This is a genomic window from Pantoea sp. IMH (genome assembly GCF_000599885.1).
Taxonomy (GTDB): Bacteria; Pseudomonadota; Gammaproteobacteria; order Enterobacterales; family Enterobacteriaceae; genus Erwinia.
In genome coordinates, this window is the sequence record NZ_JFGT01000005.1 from 453,595 (window position 1) to 470,513 (window position 16,919).

Sequence of the window (16,919 nt, forward strand, 5' to 3'; positions counted from 1 at the left end):
TCCTCAACGTAGCAGGCGGCTGCCGGTGCTGGCGGCAGTGGAAGTGAGTAAGGAGACGCGTCCCGGGCGGGCAACGGCGCCAGGCTCAAAAGCCACGTAGACTTCGGCTGATTCGCCGGGGCGTAGCTGCGAGCGCGGCCAGACCGCTACCGCCAATGTGCGATCGCTACGGCAGGCTGCCTCGTCAAAGCGCTGGGTGACGTTGCTGTTATTGGTGATCACGCCCACGGCGATCTGCACCGAGCTGCTGTGATACCACTGATGGCGTCGGTAATCGTTAAACAGGCCGCCCGGCAGGCTACAGAGAGCGCTCAGCGTCTGGCCGCTGCCGCCGACGGAAAAGCCGGTGGGCTGGCGATTTTCGGCCAAATCACGCAGCGCGGTTTCCACCAGGCTTTTCATATCGGTGTACTTATGGCGGCGATTAACCTCGCCCATCGCATCATTCAGCTGGCTGCGGTTTTCGTCAGCGATATAGCGGGAAGGATCGACCTGATCGCCCACCAGATGCGGCGTGATGATAAATAATCGTTCGCGCTGCGAGGTCTCATGCTGGGTTGAAGTAAACAGCTTGCCGATCAGCGGGATGCTGCCGAGGATCGGGATGCGCCGCTCACGATCGCCGCTCCGCTTGGTATGGAAGCCGCCCATCACCAGCGAACGGCGCTCCTGTACCAGCGCCTGGGTGCTGATCACCCCGTTGCTGGTGCCTTCTGCTTCGCCGTCATCGTTTTTATCCAGCTTGCCGTCTTCCACGTCCACAATAAGCTGCACCGACGATTTAACGTTACCGATAGCGCGCGGCGTGACGCGCAGGCTTGTGCCCGCAGTGACCGCCTGAATATCCACCACCCGTTCGCCAACGGCGCGGATAAAGGCGGTATCGCTGAAATCAATGACCGCTGGCTGGTTTTCCAGCGTCATGATCGAGGGATTGGCAATAATCGACGCGGTGCCTTCGCCTTCCAGCGCCTGAATATCGGCGAAGAAACGGCGGAAGTCGGTGACGAACAGCGTGCTGGGGCCGGAAAGCAGCGCCGATCCGCCACTTACGTTACCAAACTGGCCTGCCCAGCTGGTGGAAAGACGCGCCAGTTCGTTGCGATCGATATCTACAATCAGCGCGTCGATCTCAATCAGCTTCTGCGGCACGTCGATGGTGGCGATCAGCGATTGATAGGCGTTGCGGTATTTGGGATCGTCACGCACCAGCAGGGCGTTGTTGCGGACATCGGCGGAAACGCGTCCGGCCATGGCGCTGGGTGCACCGCCAGAGGTATGGCGATCCTTATGGGTGCCGCGCCCCACCAGCTGGTTAAGAATACTTTGCGATTCCATGCGCATCTGCTCCATGCCGTCATCGCCAGCCTGGCCGCTGCTCATGCCTTTAGCGCTGTCGCTGCCGCCCTGGCCTAACAGTTCGTTGAGCATGGTCGCCACGCCGGGCACCAGTAGCGTCTGGTCGCGATAGCGAATAGTACGATCGGCTACCGAGGCATATTTCAGCGGAAACGCCATCATCTCTTTAGGCTCTTTATCTTCTTTCGGCGTATCTGATTTTTTCGCGAAGTCGGCGATCAGGTTGACATATTCTGGCGGGCCGGTGACCAGCACCACGCCTTCATCGGGCAGTTCACCCCAGCCGAAGCGCGGCTCCAGCAGGCCAACGCCTTTCAGCGCCTGTTTGATATCGGGCGCGGCGTCAGGCGAGATCTCCAGCCGCCGTGAGGCCTGCGCCGTCAGCGGGCTGACATACAGCGTGTCGTTGTAGACAAACCATTGAAAGCGGTACTCCAGCGCCAGGCGGTTCAGAAACGCTTCCGGGCTGGCGGCGCGCAGGCGGCCAGTGACATTGCTGTCGGGCAGGGTGCCAAGGTTAATATCCACGCCGAAGCTGTTGGTGAAGTCTTCAAGAATAATGTTGAGCGGCGTATTGTCGGCGGAATAGGCGTAGGCGCCATTTTTCCAGGCTTCCGGGGTGCTGGCATGTAAGGTGCCAGCGCACAGCAATAACAGGGCGGCTGTCCAGCGCAGCAGCCGTTTAACAGCGGGCAGGGTGATCACACCTTACTCCTTTCTTCTGACAGAATTTTTATGAAAGCCTGTTAACGGCAGCCGCAGCTGCCGTTGGTTAACGCACATCAGTTAATGGCATCAATAATCGATTTACGGATACCGAACTTAAACTGGGTATATTGCGAGCTGGCCCAGCTGGCGTTGGACATATCCAACAGCTGGTTCTGGAAGGCGTACATATCGCTGAGACTGAACGACTGATCCGACATCTCTTTAGCGACCTGATAGGTCTCGTTGTGGGTGCGGCTGGACTGTGCGGACAAGCGACGCTGCAGTAAATCTCCGGAAGGCATGGTGCGACTCCTCTGGTTTAGGGTTCTCCCTTAAGTGGCGCCGGTTATCGTTGGGTTCCGTTGGCGGTAAAAAATTATTCGCCGCCTAGCGTCTGGCAGAGCGCCTGCCAGCTGATGTGCAGTTCGCCCTGCGCGGTGACCAGCCGCAGCGCGTCGCTTTCCAGCCGCTCATTGGCAATCAGCTGCCAGCGCAGCGCGGGATGGGCGCTGAGCCAGGCTGATAGCGATGGCTGTTGCGGGACGGCGCAGTAAAGCGTCGCCTGGGTTTCTGCCGGACAGCGGCTCATTAACTGCGTCAGTAACGCTTCCAGACGCGCGGCGGGCGGCACCTCCGCCAGGCAGTGCGTCAGCGCCTGCGCTAACAGCTGGCTGGCCAGTGCGACCACCTGCTGCTGCTGTGCTTCCCGCTGCTGCCGCCAATCGTCAAACAGCACTTGCGCCTGTTGCCAGAAGTGCGCCTGCTCTTGCTCCAGCAGCCCGGCGGCCTGTTCCTGCGCCTGTTGCAGTATTTGCTGCGCCTGCTGAAGGGCTTCATCCAGCTGCCGCTGCGCCTGCTGTTTTGCCTCCAACAGGATGGCCTGCGCCTGCTGCTGCTGCGCCAGCGCCTCACGGCTGAGTAACGCCTGTTGCGGCTCTGGCGGGGTAAAGCAGGTTAATTGCCTAAGCTGCCACATCATTCTTCTCTCCGGCACGGCAGCGCCATAGCGCCGCTTCCCATAAGGGCTGCAATCGACGGGCAGGAATAACGAGTGGCGTGGCCGGGCAGGCCAGCGCCGCATCACGTGGAAAAGCCATGCGTAAACGGCTCCAGCAGGCGGGCCAGAGCGCCTGCAACAGCGGGAGCGCCGCAGGCTGCGGCTGAAAGGCATCTGGCAGCCAGCTTTCCGGGCGTAACCCTTTCGCCAGCCGCCGACACCAGATTTTCTCTTCGCCGGGTAGCCCGGTCTCTGCGCCGCAAATCGCTTCAGTGAGCGTCAGCAGCCGCGTTTTTTGTGGTTCCGACAGCGCCAGCAGATCCAGCAGCAGCGGCTGCGGCGGGGCAAGGGGCGCTGCCTCGACGCCCCAGTGGCGGCCTATCGCCGCGCCGCGCATCCGGGCCAGCGCCAGCTGACGCGCTTCCGGCAGCGCGAACCAGCTATCCTGGCGCCAGCTGTCATGGGCTGCTTGCCAGTAACCGCTGTGCCACCATGTTAGCCACGCTGTCATGACGGTTTCCCTGGGTTGGCGACCGCCGTACGCGTTCCTTTTTTACTGGAGCGCAACATCACGACGCCTGCGATCAGCAACAGCAAAATGCCCGCCATGCTCAGCACCCCTTTAACCAGCGAAAACTGGCCGGGAGAGAGGGTAAACGGCCCCATTTTCACTGTCTCCACCCGATCCTCATAGACCTTAGCCGGGACGAAAACGATGGCTAAATCGCGATCGTCGCGTCCGACCAGGCCGGGAATACTGGTGGCGACCAGGCGACGAATACGTGGCTCAATGCTGTCGGGATCGAGCGTGTCGTGGTATTTGATAAACACGGAAGCAGAGGCGGGCTGCACCGGCTCGCCGGGAGCGATACGCTCTGGCAGCACCACATGAACGCGCGACACCACCACGCCGTCAATTTGCGCCAGCGTGGATTCCACCTCCTGCGACAGCGCATAGATATAGCGTGCCCGCTCCTCCATCGGGCTGGATATGACGCCACTTTTCTGGAATACCTCGCCCAGATTGGTGCGCGCCTTGCGCGGCAGCCCGGCAGCCTCGAGAATATTGACCGAGCGCTCAATATTTTCCGGCGCGACCAGCACCGAAACGCCCGCCTTATCCACACGCTTGCTGGCGGGAATATGGTAGCGATTCAGTTCGGCAACAATATCGTTGGCATCATTTTCGGCCAGATTGCTATTCAGGACGGTATCGTCGCCACAGCCGCTCAGCAGCAGGGCAAGGCAGCCGACCAACAGGGCTTTTACCAGAAAAGGTCGCATAGCGTTTACTGTAGGTTGGTTAATTTATCCAGGCTTTGCACGCCCTTGGCAACGATCTTGGCATTCATCAGGCTCTCTACGTAATAGTCCGACAGCGCGGCGTTAGCGGCGCTAAAGTCGAGCGAGCTGGTAGAACGTGATGCCACTTCCAGATTGCGAAACGCGCTCTGCTGCGCCTGCTGGTTACGGCTGATGGCGCCGGTCAGGCTGCTGATAATATCGGGCGTACCGCCCGCAGGCGCGGAACCTTCAGGCGCGTTCAGCGCGGCACTGAACCACTGCGCATCTGCCTTATCAGGCTGGGGCGCGGTATCGTCCGCTTCTAACGTTACTGAGGTGGTCAGAGAAGGCGAGGCGTTATTGACTTTCATCGGTTCAGCTCTTCTGTTAAAGGAAAGAGAGGGAGGAGCGTGGCGTTCTCCTCCCCGCCCGCCGTGCTTAGTAGGAGATCTTCACCTGGGCTGCGGCTGAACCCGCCTGGGCCGCGCTGTCTGCGATACCGTTGACGCGCTGGTTTTCTGCGTCCAGCTTGGCCTTTGCCACCTGGTTCTGCTGCATCTCTTTCTGTACGCCCTGCATTTCCATCATAAAATCGGCACCGCCCATTGCGCCTGAAATCTGGCTCAGGGAGCTGGCGCCGCCGGTGATCATATTGGAGATGCCTGTAGTTACGCTCATGGTTATTTCCTCGTTAAAGTTTAAGGTTGTACTGCGATGGTTTCGATCATTGAGTGGTGAGCGCGCCGGGCGGGTTCCATAAAAATGCAGAATTTTTTCTGGCAAGAAAAAACCCGCGGTCGGTTGACGGCGGGCTGGGGGATCAGGCGCTGAGTTTCAGCTGTTTGAGCCGGTGATAGAGGGTGCGACGTGGAATGCCTAACTCATGCACCACCTCGTCGATACGGTTGCCGTGGCGATGCAGACACTCATGGATCAGGCTGCGTTCAATACGCCGTAGCCGCTCTTTCAGCATGATCGATTCCGCCTGCGGGATCGCCTGCTGACAGAGTACCGGCAGCCCCAGCACAAAGCGTTCCGCCGCCGCTTTGAGTTCACGGATATTCCCCGGCCAGCTGTGTAGCAGCAGCGCCTCATCCAGCCCGGGCTGGCGCGGCGGCAGGGGCTGATGCAGCCGCTGCGCCGCCTCCTGCGTAAACTGGCGGAACAGTGGAATAATCAGTTCCGGACGCGAGCGCACCGTGGGCGTAGCCAGCGTGATGGTGTTCAGACGGAAATAGAGATCGCGGCGAAAACGCCCTTCAGCCACCAGCTGTTCCAGCGGCGTCTGGGCTGCGGCGATCACGCGCAGCGTCAGCGGAATGCAGCGGGTGCTGCCGAGCCGCTCAATGGCGCGCGTCTCCAACATGCGCAGCAGTTTGGCCTGGACGGTTAACGGCATACTGTCGATTTCATCGAGGAACAGAATGCCGTTATTGGCGGCTTCGATATAGCCAGGACGCGAATGGTTGGCGCCGGTGTAAGCGCCGGACATCACGCCAAACAGTTCGCTTTCCGCCAGGGTTTCCGGGATGGCGCCGCAGTTCACCGGCACCAGCGGACCGCTGCAGCCGGAGCTGTCATAAATCCGCCGCGCCAGCGTATCTTTCCCGGTACCGGTTTCGCCCTCTAACAGCACATCCACATGGAGTGGGGCAATTATATCAACCAGTTTATGCAGATGAGCATGGATATCCGCTGACGGAACCGGGCAGGCCGACAATGTTGGCTGATGCAGCGCGGTGCTCTCAGCATGGCCGGTGCGCCGGCTCTCATGCGCCGTGCAACGCGTGCTGGTAGTCATTGCTTTAACCATAATGTCTCCAGTGATTCGACATAAAATTTTTGCTGCGCGTAGTGGTGCATAGATACGTAACGTAAATTGTGAAATTTTTTTTATGGCAGGTGGTTGATAAAAAATTACAAAACCATTCGGTTCACTTACTTTCCGCTATATCGATCGGCTACAGCTATCAGTCTGCGCTGATAAACTCGTAGGGATTCCCAACGCCGTTGTAGGGATTTCCTTACCTGTTGCCCGTTCGCCCCTTTAACCGTGCCGCTTGCCGCAATCCCTTGCCTATCAAGGTTGTCAGATGAATTTTTTATGTCTGTGGCCTGTGACACATCTCTTATCGCTTCTGATGGAACCCCTTTCGCTGTATTGCCACTTACAAATCGAGTCAGAGCCTGCCATGCCGTTACAAATGTCAGCAATCTGTAAATGCGGGGCGGCCTGGGATGCTCAATTCATTCACAAACGTAACGTTTAACCGGAGGATGTATGGGATTTAAATTAGGCGGACCTGGCGGACTTGGCGGCGGCGCGGGCAAACCGACAATGCCACCACCGGATTTATCTGGCAAAGGGCGTCAGGATATCGGGCCGAACGGTCCGCGTACCAATGCCAACAGCACCAACGGCACCGGTAATGGCACCAACACCCCGAATGCTAACGGCCCCAATACCAGCGGCCAGAACGTGAACGGCAAACAGGGTAAAGCCGGCAACCTGCTAGATTTCGGCGTCAATGCGGGCAGCGCCGGGCTGAGTCTGTTGGGGCCAGGCTTAACCGGCGGCGCAGGCGCGACGGGCGGTTCCGCCGGGCCCGCCAATCCCCTTAGCGCCCTGACAGGCAATCAGAGCGGCGGCCTGCTCTCGTCTGCTGGTAAAGGCGGCGGCGTTAGCCAGCTGCTACAGCAGCTGATGCTGCTGCTTGGTCTGCAACAGCTGCTGAAAGGCGGCGGTAGCGAACAGAACACCCAGCAGGCGGGCGGGCAGTCTGGCGGCAGCCAGGCGACGCAGGGTAACCAGGGCGGCGTTAACGGCATGATCCAGCAGCTTCAGCAAATGATGCAGCAGATGATGCAGATGATGCAGCAGCTGACCGGGATGCAGCAGGGCGGCGGCAATAGCGGCGGTACGCAGTCCAACAGCGGTGGTCAGAGCAATAGCCAGTCCGGCGGCAATATGTTAGGGAATCTGCTGAACTCGGTGCTGCAAGTGACCGGCCTGAATGCGCTGATGTCGCTGCTTGGCGGCGGTTCCAATAATGGGGACGTAAAATAATGGCATTAAACGTTAATGGAGGGGGAGCAGTCCCCCTTTTATCCGATCTCCCCGGGCGGCAGCCCGGCGGGGCAGATCTCAACGCAGGCGCTCAGCCCGGCACGCTGAAAAGCAATGGCGGCGTGCTTAAATATGGCGGCGCGGCGGCCAATGCGCCGCTGCCCGGCGAGGCATCCGGCAATGCGTTGCAGGCGGGTAGCGGACAGCAGGGCGGCGGTTTGTTACAGGGGCTGATGATGTTGATCGGGTTGCAGTCGTTGTTGCAAACCCTGTTCCAGTCGGCGGGCAGCCAGCAGACGGGGCAAACGACCCAGAGCGGTGAAGCCAGTCCGGAACTGCAAAATTTAACGCAGACGGGCGTACAGGGCGGCAGCGCCGGCGCAGGTCAGGTACGCAGCAGCGAGCATGACACCAGCGTCAGGCCGACCGAAGAAAACCTGACGGGCCGTCCGCCGGGCGATAACCGCAGCGCCGAACAGATTCTGGATGAAAACCCGGTATTGAAAAACCTGGGCAATCAGAAAGATATCAAGCGCGATCGGCTGAAGGAACGCTTTGGCGACTGGACCGAAAGTAACCCCGATCCGAAGAGCCGTGCTGACGCAGCCTACAATATGGCCTGTGTGCTCAACAGCGTGAAGGGGCTGAAGGATCGTGAAGGCGGCGATCGCGGCAGCGTGCATACCAACGGCAAACTCGAAGGGATCACCAAATCCGGCGATGCCCGTCACGGTACGGAAGCTGGCGTGCTGAAGGATATTGCGGAGAAAGGACTGAGCGCGTTGCCCGCTGACGGCAATCTGCCCCAGACCAAAGATACGCACGTGCGTAAGGACGGTACCAATAAAGACAACTTCCAGTGGGGAATGGGCGAAGTTGGGCGCGTGCTGTCCAATATCCCGATTCTGAAGTCAGTGCTGGCCCCGATGTTTAATAATATCGGCGAGGCGCGGACGCTGGGTGAGGTCTTTACCGGCGGCCTGACCGGGCTGGCGGAAGGGGCGATGAGCGCGGCGCGTGGCCCGGCGGGCTGGGCGGTGACGGCGGCGACCGATGTCGTTTCCATTGCGATAGAAAACGGTGGTAAGAATAAAAAAGATCCGCCGCCTTTTTCGTGAGCAACGGATGGCGACGAAAGTCCCTGCACAGGTGCAGGGACTTTTTTTATCAGGCGGGAAGCTGGCCCTGACCGCTGCTGATAATGGAGGAGAAGTTCATGACTTTATCCACGTAGGTGGCATCGCCGGTGCCAGTTTTCGATATATCGTTCAAATTATCGACGTTCACGTTAAGCGGACCCGAGTTATAGGCACGCAGCGCGGCGCCCATATTGCCGTCAAAGGCATTAAGCTGCTCTTTCATATAGAGCGCGCCTGCCATGATATTATCCGTGGGATTGTTGGGGTTGGCATTCGGCCCTAACAGATCCGGATTTTTGCTTTGCAGATCGGCAAAGGTGTTGCTGTTCACCTGCATCAGACCACTGTCCTGTAGCCCGTTGCCACCGTTAACCGTGGTTGCGCCCAAATTGCCGCGTGATTCCTGCCAGATTTGCGCTGCCAGCACCTCACCAGGCACGCCGGTTTTCGCTGCCGCATTTTGAATCGCTCCTTCATACGGCTTCAATGCCTCCGGCAAATGCAGCCCGCTGCTGCCCGCACTGCTTACGCTCTGGCCGCTACCGCTGGTAGCCGTAGTTCCTGCTGGCGCGCTGCTCTGTCCGCCTGTGGCTGAAGGTATTCCGCCACCGGTGGCCTGATCCGCTACGTTGCCTGCGGCAGGCGTTGTGGTACCTGCACCGCCAGCGCCTGCATCGTTAAACAGATCCTGTGGCGTGCCGCCGCCACTACCGCCGCCGGACACCGGCTGGCCGCTCTGCTGCCCGTTCTGCTGGCCAGCGAGCTGCTGAAGCAGCGGCATTAACGAGTTAAGCAGGGCGCCGATCAGCTGCGTCAGCGTCTGGGCAATCTCATTATTTAACGCTTCCTGCGTCGAGCCGCCATTCTGACCAAACAGCGCATTGAGATCGGTGCCGCTACTGCCGCTTTGACTAAAGTCGATGCTATTCATGCCGCCAGTAGGGGAGAACGTGCCGCTGTTCAGTAATGAGGTTTTCTCCGACAGACCGCTGAGATCGGGTGGCGACAGTGGTTGAGTGGGGCCGGACAGCCCGGGTAATGTGATCATAGAGTCATCCTTATTGCTTGTGGGGGTCAGTGAGTTAAGTGGCGCAATAAGGTCGGCGGTTCCGGATAAGATTGTACGCGTGAAAGATAAATGCAAAGCCACCAGCAGCATGAGGCCTGACGGCGAGTTAATTCAGAGCAGAGGTTCGATAGGGGCAACCGGCAGGAAAAATTTATATTCGCCTGCTTCGGTTTTTAGCTGGATAAACCTTAATTTGCGCCAGAAACCGGCGGCCTGCTTATCTTTGGCTTCTTGATCTTATCGGCTTCCTTATCCAACAAGCGCTGCGCTGCTACAGCGGTAGCCAGGTACGTTTTCCCGCAGCCGGCTTCACCACTGGCGAATGTCAGAGATTTAGTTTCAAGAGAGATAATGTGCCTGGGCTTCGTTACGTGCTTCGATAGGGGAGTTATCGCGCCTGGGTTTGGGAAGTAGAACGGATGCCCTTGCCAGAGCCGTTTTCATGCATCGGCTGGGCGAAATATTGTCGCGTCGGCAATAAACTGAGAAACGCTAACGCGGCTCAGTTGGGTGGCAGTCTCGATTTCGCTTTTTATATCAGGACTAATACGCAGTTCAAGACGTTCGCTTTTAGCTAAAGAAACCATAATCTCTCCCGTACTGTTACTTCATGATCTGCTATCGCGCGAAATTTATCTCAGCGTTGTTGCTGATATGTACGGCAGATTACCGTACAAAATCAGTGTGAGGCGCTAACCTGACGTAATCAATCATCAGAACAATAAAAAGTGCACTGCCGGCAAAGCTGTGCGGCACGCCACAAAACGGGAATTCCCTGGCGCGGTTACGGTTCCATGGGCTGAGTTCGCGGCATCATAGCCCTGAGTGGTCACCCAGGGAATACAATGATGCGTAAAGATAAATTACTGAATTTTCTTAGTAATCAGACCGATTTTTTTGATCCGCAGAATGTGAGTGAAGTCTTTACCGCCGCCTGGCTGGCGCAGCGTTTTGCTATGCAGCGTAATACCGCCAGCCATTACCTTAATCAGCTGGTGGCGCAGGGCGAACTGATAAAAATCAATGGCCGTCCGGTCTGCTTCCTGCATAAAGCCAGCTTTGAACAGCAGTTTTTCCCGCTGCCGCGCAGTGAGTACGCCAGCATCGCCGAGCTGCTGGCGGAAGAGGGAGAACCCGCGCCCGAGGCGGATCATTTCGCCTTATTAATTGGTCACGATGGCAGCCTGAAAAAGCCCATCGAGCAGCTCAAAACCGCGCTGTTTTATCCCGACGGCGGATTGCCGCTGCTGATCACCGGCGACAGCGGCACCGGCAAAAGTTATATGGCGCAGCTGCTGCATGAATACGCCATCGCCCAGCAGGTGATTGCGCCCGACGCTCCTTTTATCAATGTTAACTGCGCGCAGTATGCCAGCAACCCTGAACTGCTGGCCGCTAACCTGTTTGGCTATGTTAAAGGGGCGTTTACCGGCGCGGTGAGCGATAAAGCGGGCGCGTTTGAAGCAGCGTACGGCGGGATCCTGTTTCTTGATGAGGTGCACCGACTGCACGCCGAAGGGCAGGAAAAGCTGTTTACCTGGCTCGATCGCGGCGAAATCTTTCGGCTGGGGGAAACCGCGCACGGGCACAAGGTGGCGACGCGCCTGATCTTTGCCACTACCGAAGAGGTGCACAGTACCTTTCTCACCACCTTTATTCGTCGCATTCCGATTCAGATTACTTTGCCCGATCTGCAAAGCCGCAGCCCGCAGGAAAAACAGGCGCTGATGCGGCAATTTTTCTGGCAGGAAGCGCAAAAGGTCGGCGGCCGCCTGCGCCTGAGTCCACGGCTGATGAACGCGCTGGAAAGCCATATCTGGCGTGGCAACGTCGGTGAAATGAAAAATGCGGTGAAGTACAGCGTGGCGTCAGCCTGGGCGCGTCAGCGGAATCAGCCGACTATTGAGGTTACTCTTCACGATTTGCCGGAGACGGTGATGGTACAGCTGCCTGCCGTGGAGGATACCCTGGCGGAGCCGCTGCTGATTGACCAGAACAGCGTGCTGCCCTGGCTTCTGCGCCAGCAGGATGGCGCCCGGCTGCTGATTCAGGATGCGCAGCTGGAGGTGCTGTCACTGTTTGAACACTGGCGCAGCGGTCAGCTGGCGTGGGAAGAGATGGAAAAACGCATGGGCAATGAGATTGACAACCTGTTTGACCAGCTGATCTTTGCTCACCGCAATCCGCAGGCGTCACCCATGCTGTTGCTGACCAGTAACCAGGTGCGCGAAGAGTTTTACCGGCTGGAGAAGCGCTTTAACCTGCAATTTAACGGCAACTGCATTTACGCCCTGAGCCATTATCTGCTGCATCGCGCCAGCGAAGCCTCTGCGCGCCTTAACACCGAGCTGATCCGCACGCTTTCCCACAGCCTGGAACAGCGCTACCCGCTGCTGTACCGCTTCTGCCATGAGGTGCTGACGGCGGTAGCTCATAAGCTCGATTTGCAGGTACAGCATATGGACGCCTTGCTGCTGATCCTCTGGCTGCAAAAGTGTGGCGTGCTGAGCCAGACCCAGGTGACGCGCGCGGTGATCCTGGCGCACGGATACGCCACTGCCAGCAGTATTGCCAACGTGGCGAATCGCCTGTTGAAAAGCAATCTGTTTGAGTCTTTCGATATGCCGCTGGACGTCACGCCAGAAGCGATTGCCAGCGAGGTGATGCGCTACATTGAGCGTAATGCGCTGGCGACCGGGCTGGTGATCCTGGTGGATATGGGATCGCTGAATGCTATTTATCAGCACTTTAACCGCCATATCACCACGCCGGTAGCGATTATCAATAATGTTTCAACGCGGATGGCGCTGTATGTTGGCGAACGTATCCTGCGCGGCGATCTGCCGGAAGCGATCGTCAGCGACGTGGCGAGCGATCTGCCGATTGAGCATCAGCTGTTTTATCCGCAGCAAAATAAGCCACGGGCGATTATTACCACCTGCGCCACCGGCCTTGGCGCGGCCAATAATCTGAGCGCGCTGCTGAAAGCCAGCATTCCACAGGCGCTGGCGATAGAAACCGTCGCCTGTGATTACCACAGCCTGCTGGATCGCCACAAAAGAGAGCCGCTGCTGGCGCGTTATGAGGTACTGGCAGTGGTCGGCACGGTCGATCCTCACCTGCCGGTGCCGTGGATCTCGCTGGAGTCGCTGATTTCCGGCACCGGCAGCGCCACGCTGAAAGCGCTGTTCGGTACTTTGACCAGCGCCGAACAGGTCGAAGAGATCAACAATCAGCTGGTGAAGAATTTTTCCCTGCGGCGCGTTATCGAGTCGGTGACCATTCTCGATACCGGCAAAGTGATCAATCAGGTCGAGCAATTTTTGCTGCGTTATGAGCATCTTGCCGGGCTGGAGCTGACTAACGATCGCAAGGTGGCGCTCTATATTCATATCAGCTGCCTGATCGAACGGCTGATCCGCCAGGCCGCTATTGAATGTTATAGCGGAGCACAGCGTCCGTCCCGCCAGCTAAACGCGCTGCGCGAGGCGCTTAGTGTCATTGAGTCCAGCTATAGTGTCAAAATCCCCGACGCCGAGCTCTGTTACATCCACGATATTCTTCATCGTGAAACCGAATTTATCCCCTCAGATCAACAGTTTTAGTCCGATTTGTCCTTTTATGCATCGGCGCGCCACTATACCTGGCACGCCGGTTGCTCTTATTAACGCGTGGAACCGCTTGATGAGGTCAGGATGAAACGTCACTACATTTTTGCCAGCCATGGCTCTTTCGCCGCCGGTATTCGTCAATCCGTAGAGTTGATTCTGGGGGCGCAGCCGCATCTGCATGTGCTGTGCGCCTATGTCGATGACAACGACGATTTAACGCAGCAGGTGGACAACCTGATGGCCGCGTTTACGCCGCAGGATGAGCTGATCGTGATTACCGATATTTTTGCCGGCAGCGTCAATAACGAATTTATTCGCTATCTCCACCGGCCCGATTTTCATCTGCTGGCTGGATTAAACCTGCCGCTGGTGATTGAGATGCTGATCGCGCCGCCTGATGAACCAGCGATCCCGCTGATTAACGAGGCGTTGATCAACGCCCGCGAGGGAATGCAGTACTGCAACCAGACCATCAGCAGCGCCCGCTGCGCGGATAAAGATTTCTGAGCAAGGAGGATAACAATGATAAAGCTGTTACGGGTCGATCATCGACTGCTACACGGCCAGGTCGCTTTTTCCTGGACCCAGTACATCGGCGCTGACTGCATTCTGATCGCCAATGACAACGTGCCCAACGATGAGTTGCGTAAAACCACCATTAAGCTCGCCAAACCGCCTGCGGTAAAGCTGGTGATCAAAAGCATCGACGACGCCATTGAGGCGATCAAAAGCGGCGTTACTGATAAATACCAGCTGTTTATCGTGGTGGAGTCGGTCACGGACGCCTGGCGGCTGGCTACCGCGCTGCCAGAGATCACCAGCATTAACCTCGGCGGTATTAAAGCCAAAGAGGGCAGCCGGAATATTTCCAAAGCGATCAACCTGTTGCCGGATGAGATCTCACAGTTGCAGGCGCTGAGCCAGGCGGGCAAAGAGATTGAAATCCGTCAGGTGCCGGGCGATCGCAAACAGCTGTTTAGCGAAGCGCTGTAGCGCGAGGAGTGATGATGACAGAAGCACTATTGCTGGGGCTGGTGGCGTTTATCGCCCAGTCTGAATATGCGATGGGCACCTCGCTGCTCTCCAGGCCGATCGTCACCGGCCTGTTGACCGGCCTGGTGCTGGGCGATGTGCAAACCGGGGTGATTATGGGCGCGACGCTGGAGCTGGCGTTTATCGGCTCATTCTCGGTGGGGGCGTCGATTCCGCCCGATGTGGTGACCGGCGGCATCCTTGGCGTCGCCTTCGCCATTACCTCTGGCGCAGGCACCGAAACCGCGCTGCTTTTGGGTCTGCCTATCGCCACCCTGACGCTGGTCCTGAAAAATGTCTACCTCGGGCTGTTTATCCCCACGCTCAGCCATAAGGCGGACGCCTATGCCGAGCAGGGCAATACCGGCGGTATTGAGCGTATGCACCTGCTTGCCGGGTTCGGTCTGTCGCTGATGCTGGCAACCATCGTTACCGTCTCCTTCCTGGTCGGCAGTGGGGCGGTAAAAAGCCTGCTCGACGCCATTCCTGAATTTATCAAACATGGGCTGAGCGTCGCGACCGGCCTGATCCCGGCGCTTGGCTTCGCCATGCTGGCGCGGCTGCTGATTAACAAAAAGGTCGCCCCTTACTTTTTCCTGGGCTTTGTGCTGATGGCCTACCTCAAAATCCCGGTGACCGGTATTGCTATTCTCGGCGCGATTGTCGCGGTGGTGATGGTAAATATGACGCAGCAACCGGCACAACGCGCCTCAACGGCACAAGGAGTAAACGATGACGAAGATGACTTCTGACAACGCGCAGCCGGTGGAGCCGCAGATTACCCCGCGCGACCTGCGCCGTGTGTTCTGGCGCTCTTTCCAGATGGAGTTTTCGTGGAACTACGAGCGGCAAATGAACCTGGCCTTTGCCTACGCGATGATGCCGGTGTTGAAAAAACTCTATACGCGCCATGAGGATCTGGTCAGCGCGCTGAAACGCCACCTGGTGTTCTTCAATACCACGCCGCATATCGTCACGCTGATCCTCGGCATTACCGCAGCCATGGAGGAGAAAAACCGCAGCGGCGGCGGCATGGACAGCGCCTCGATCGATAACGTGAAGGCGTCACTGATGGGGCCGCTGGCTGGGCTGGGCGACTCCTTTTTCTGGGGCACGCTGCGGCTGATTGCCACCGGTATCGGCACCAGCCTGGCGCTGAAGGGCAATATTCTGGGGCCGATTCTGTTTGTGCTGATTTTCAATATTCCGCATATCCTGGTGCGCTGGCTGTTTACCCGCTGGGGCTACGTGCTGGGCACCGGCGTACTTCAGCGCATTCAGAAAAGCGGCATGATGGAAAGCGTCACCTACGGCGCCTCGATTATCGGCCTGATGGTGGTGGGCGCGATGACCGCCTCGATGATCGATATCACCATTCCCATTACCTTCGGTGCAGGCGAGGCGAAAACGCAGGTTCAGGAGATTATCAACGACATTATGCCCTGCCTGTTACCGTTGCTGAGCTTCGGCATTGTTTACTGGCTGCTGGGCAAAAAGGTACAGCCGCTGGCGATTATTGGCGGGATGGCGCTGGTCGGCATTCTGGGTTCATGGATTGGTCTGTTCTGAGGAGAAAATCATGGCGGTCACGATGATCAACTGTATCGAACGCGAGCCGGAAGTGCTGGCGCGCATTCTGGATGAATACCCGCAAAAACTGGCGGCGGTGTCGACGCTGCTGGCGCAAAAGCCGGTAAGGCGACTGCTGATCCTCGCCACCGGCTCGTCGCTGAATGCCGCACAGTGTGCCACGTTCGCCTTCAGCCAGTGGGCAAATATCCAACCCGAGATTAAGGAGCCGTACCCTTTTACCCATTACGAGCGCTTTGATGACGCCACCGACTGGGTGATTTCCCTGTCGCAAAGCGGCAAAAGCCACTCGACGCTTGAGGCGCAGCGCAAAGCACAGGCGGCGGGGCGCAAAGTTTACTGCCTGACCGCTAATCCCGACAGCCCGCTGGCGCGTGAGGCCGACGCGGTGCTGGATATTAACTGCGGGATTGAGCCGGTGGGCTTTGTCACCCTGGGTTTTAGCGCGACGGTGCTGAACCTGTTGCTGATTGCCCTGCTGGCTGGCGAAGCGCAGGGCGAGCTGGATGCGGACCACCGCGAACAGATTCTGCATTCGCTGCGTGAGGTGACGCGCTACCTGCCGGAAGCGATGCGTCGTAGTGAGGCGTTTATTACGCGCCACCAGGCCGTGTTGGCTGCCGCGCCGCGCTATGTCGCCATTGGCTATGGCGGTCTGGTGGGCGTGGCAAAGGAGTTTGAAACCAAGTTCACCGAGACGGTGCGCCGTCCGTCGGGCGGTTTCGAACTGGAGGCCTATATGCACGGCCCCTACCTGGAAGCCAATCCGGAGCATCTGCTGCTGTTTATTGAAGATGCGCCGCACTCGCGCCTCGCCGCGTTGCGCGACTACATGCGCCCGCACGTTAAGGCGGCCTTTACCCTTAGCGCCAGCGGCGAATGCAGTGAAAACCAGCTGGGACTGAATTTCCCCGTCGATCCTTTACTGGCGCCGCTGTTATTGATCGTGCCGGTACAGATCATGGCTTATCGGGTCGCCACGCTGAAAGGCATTAATTTAAGCGTGCGCATCTTTGACGATTTTGACCGGGTATTACAAAGCAAAATCTAATCACTCAGGAGA

18 protein-coding genes and 1 pseudogene are annotated in these 16,919 nt (G+C 58.0%); 8 read left to right on the top strand and 11 right to left on the bottom strand.

Annotated elements, in window-relative coordinates; genetic code table 11:
- Window positions 1–3: 3 nt before the first annotated feature.
- The 8 genes from sctC to EA20_RS0110450 form a co-directional block, all read right to left on the bottom strand.
- Complete coding sequence (sctC, locus tag EA20_RS0110415) at window positions 4–2,064, bottom strand: type III secretion system outer membrane ring subunit SctC (protein WP_024966767.1); 2,061 nt, start codon at window positions 2,062–2,064, stop codon at window positions 4–6.
- A gap of 77 nt (window positions 2,065–2,141) precedes the next feature.
- Window positions 2,142–2,369, bottom strand: a complete 228-nt coding sequence (locus EA20_RS0110420) for a hypothetical protein (RefSeq protein WP_024966768.1) — start codon at window positions 2,367–2,369, stop codon at window positions 2,142–2,144.
- 74 nt (window positions 2,370–2,443) lie between these two features.
- On the bottom strand, window positions 2,444–3,046 hold the full coding sequence (locus EA20_RS19660; protein WP_161635081.1) for an HrpE/YscL family type III secretion apparatus protein: 603 nt from the start codon (window positions 3,044–3,046) through the stop codon (window positions 2,444–2,446).
- Entirely contained in the window at window positions 3,030–3,575 is a 546-nt protein-coding gene (locus EA20_RS20940; protein WP_024966769.1) for a hypothetical protein, read from the bottom strand. Before EA20_RS20940 ends, EA20_RS19660 begins: the two co-directional genes overlap by 17 nt.
- Entirely contained in the window at window positions 3,572–4,348 is a 777-nt protein-coding gene (sctJ, locus tag EA20_RS0110435) for a type III secretion system inner membrane ring lipoprotein SctJ (RefSeq protein ID WP_024966770.1), read from the bottom strand. Before sctJ ends, EA20_RS20940 begins: the two co-directional genes overlap by 4 nt.
- A gap of 5 nt (window positions 4,349–4,353) precedes the next feature.
- On the bottom strand, window positions 4,354–4,719 hold the full coding sequence (locus EA20_RS0110440; protein WP_024966771.1) for an EscI/YscI/HrpB family type III secretion system inner rod protein: 366 nt from the start codon (window positions 4,717–4,719) through the stop codon (window positions 4,354–4,356).
- Between the two features lie 67 nt (window positions 4,720–4,786).
- Window positions 4,787–5,026, bottom strand: coding sequence for a hypothetical protein (locus tag EA20_RS0110445; protein WP_024966772.1), 240 nt, complete (start codon window positions 5,024–5,026; stop codon window positions 4,787–4,789).
- A gap of 142 nt (window positions 5,027–5,168) precedes the next feature.
- Window positions 5,169–6,161 (bottom strand): sigma 54-interacting transcriptional regulator, encoded by a 993-nt coding sequence (locus EA20_RS0110450; RefSeq protein WP_024966773.1) that lies wholly within the window; start codon window positions 6,159–6,161, stop codon window positions 5,169–5,171.
- Window positions 6,162–6,629: 468 nt separating this feature from the next.
- Here EA20_RS0110450 and EA20_RS0110455 point away from each other — a divergent pair, with 468 nt between their 5' ends.
- Both EA20_RS0110455 and EA20_RS19670 read left to right on the top strand, forming a co-directional pair.
- Entirely contained in the window at window positions 6,630–7,415 is a 786-nt protein-coding gene (locus tag EA20_RS0110455; protein ID WP_024966774.1) for a hypothetical protein, read from the top strand.
- On the top strand, window positions 7,415–8,533 hold the full coding sequence (locus EA20_RS19670) for a hypothetical protein (protein WP_024966775.1): 1,119 nt from the start codon (window positions 7,415–7,417) through the stop codon (window positions 8,531–8,533). The genes EA20_RS0110455 and EA20_RS19670 overlap by 1 nt, the downstream gene beginning before the upstream one ends.
- A 49-nt stretch (window positions 8,534–8,582) precedes the next feature.
- Here EA20_RS19670 and EA20_RS0110465 read toward each other — a convergent pair whose 3' ends face one another.
- The 3 genes and pseudogenes from EA20_RS0110465 to EA20_RS20220 all read right to left on the bottom strand — a co-directional run bounded on the left by EA20_RS0110465 (window position 8,583) and on the right by EA20_RS20220 (window position 10,210).
- Window positions 8,583–9,602, bottom strand: a complete 1,020-nt coding sequence (locus EA20_RS0110465) for a lytic transglycosylase domain-containing protein (RefSeq protein WP_024966776.1) — start codon at window positions 9,600–9,602, stop codon at window positions 8,583–8,585.
- Window positions 9,603–9,856: 254 nt separating this feature from the next.
- Window positions 9,857–10,055, bottom strand: a pseudogene (locus EA20_RS20215) (PhoH family protein); the annotation flags it as partial.
- 8 nt (window positions 10,056–10,063) lie between these two features.
- Window positions 10,064–10,210: a DUF1778 domain-containing protein gene (locus tag EA20_RS20220; protein ID WP_081772570.1), complete on the bottom strand. Its 147-nt coding sequence runs from the start codon at window positions 10,208–10,210 to the stop codon at window positions 10,064–10,066.
- A 261-nt stretch (window positions 10,211–10,471) separates the two neighbouring features.
- Between EA20_RS20220 and EA20_RS0110470 the strand changes: the two genes are divergently transcribed.
- The 6 genes from EA20_RS0110470 to EA20_RS0110495 all read left to right on the top strand — a co-directional run bounded on the left by EA20_RS0110470 (window position 10,472) and on the right by EA20_RS0110495 (window position 16,907).
- Complete coding sequence (locus EA20_RS0110470) at window positions 10,472–13,228, top strand: sigma 54-interacting transcriptional regulator (RefSeq protein ID WP_024966777.1); 2,757 nt, start codon at window positions 10,472–10,474, stop codon at window positions 13,226–13,228.
- Between the two features lie 90 nt (window positions 13,229–13,318).
- Window positions 13,319–13,741, top strand: coding sequence for a PTS sugar transporter subunit IIA (locus EA20_RS0110475; RefSeq protein ID WP_024966778.1), 423 nt, complete (start codon window positions 13,319–13,321; stop codon window positions 13,739–13,741).
- Between the two features lie 15 nt (window positions 13,742–13,756).
- The gene (locus tag EA20_RS0110480) at window positions 13,757–14,227 is read left to right on the top strand and encodes a PTS sugar transporter subunit IIB (RefSeq protein WP_024966779.1); all 471 of its coding nucleotides are present in this window, start codon (window positions 13,757–13,759) and stop codon (window positions 14,225–14,227) included.
- Between the two features lie 14 nt (window positions 14,228–14,241).
- Window positions 14,242–15,018, top strand: a complete 777-nt coding sequence (locus EA20_RS0110485) for a PTS mannose/fructose/sorbose/N-acetylgalactosamine transporter subunit IIC (RefSeq protein ID WP_024966780.1) — start codon at window positions 14,242–14,244, stop codon at window positions 15,016–15,018.
- Window positions 14,999–15,835: a PTS system mannose/fructose/sorbose family transporter subunit IID gene (locus EA20_RS0110490; RefSeq protein ID WP_024966781.1), complete on the top strand. Its 837-nt coding sequence runs from the start codon at window positions 14,999–15,001 to the stop codon at window positions 15,833–15,835. Before EA20_RS0110485 ends, EA20_RS0110490 begins: the two co-directional genes overlap by 20 nt.
- Before the next feature lie 10 nt (window positions 15,836–15,845).
- Window positions 15,846–16,907, top strand: a complete 1,062-nt coding sequence (locus EA20_RS0110495; protein WP_024966782.1) for an SIS domain-containing protein — start codon at window positions 15,846–15,848, stop codon at window positions 16,905–16,907.
- The last annotated feature ends 12 nt before the right edge of the window (window positions 16,908–16,919 follow it).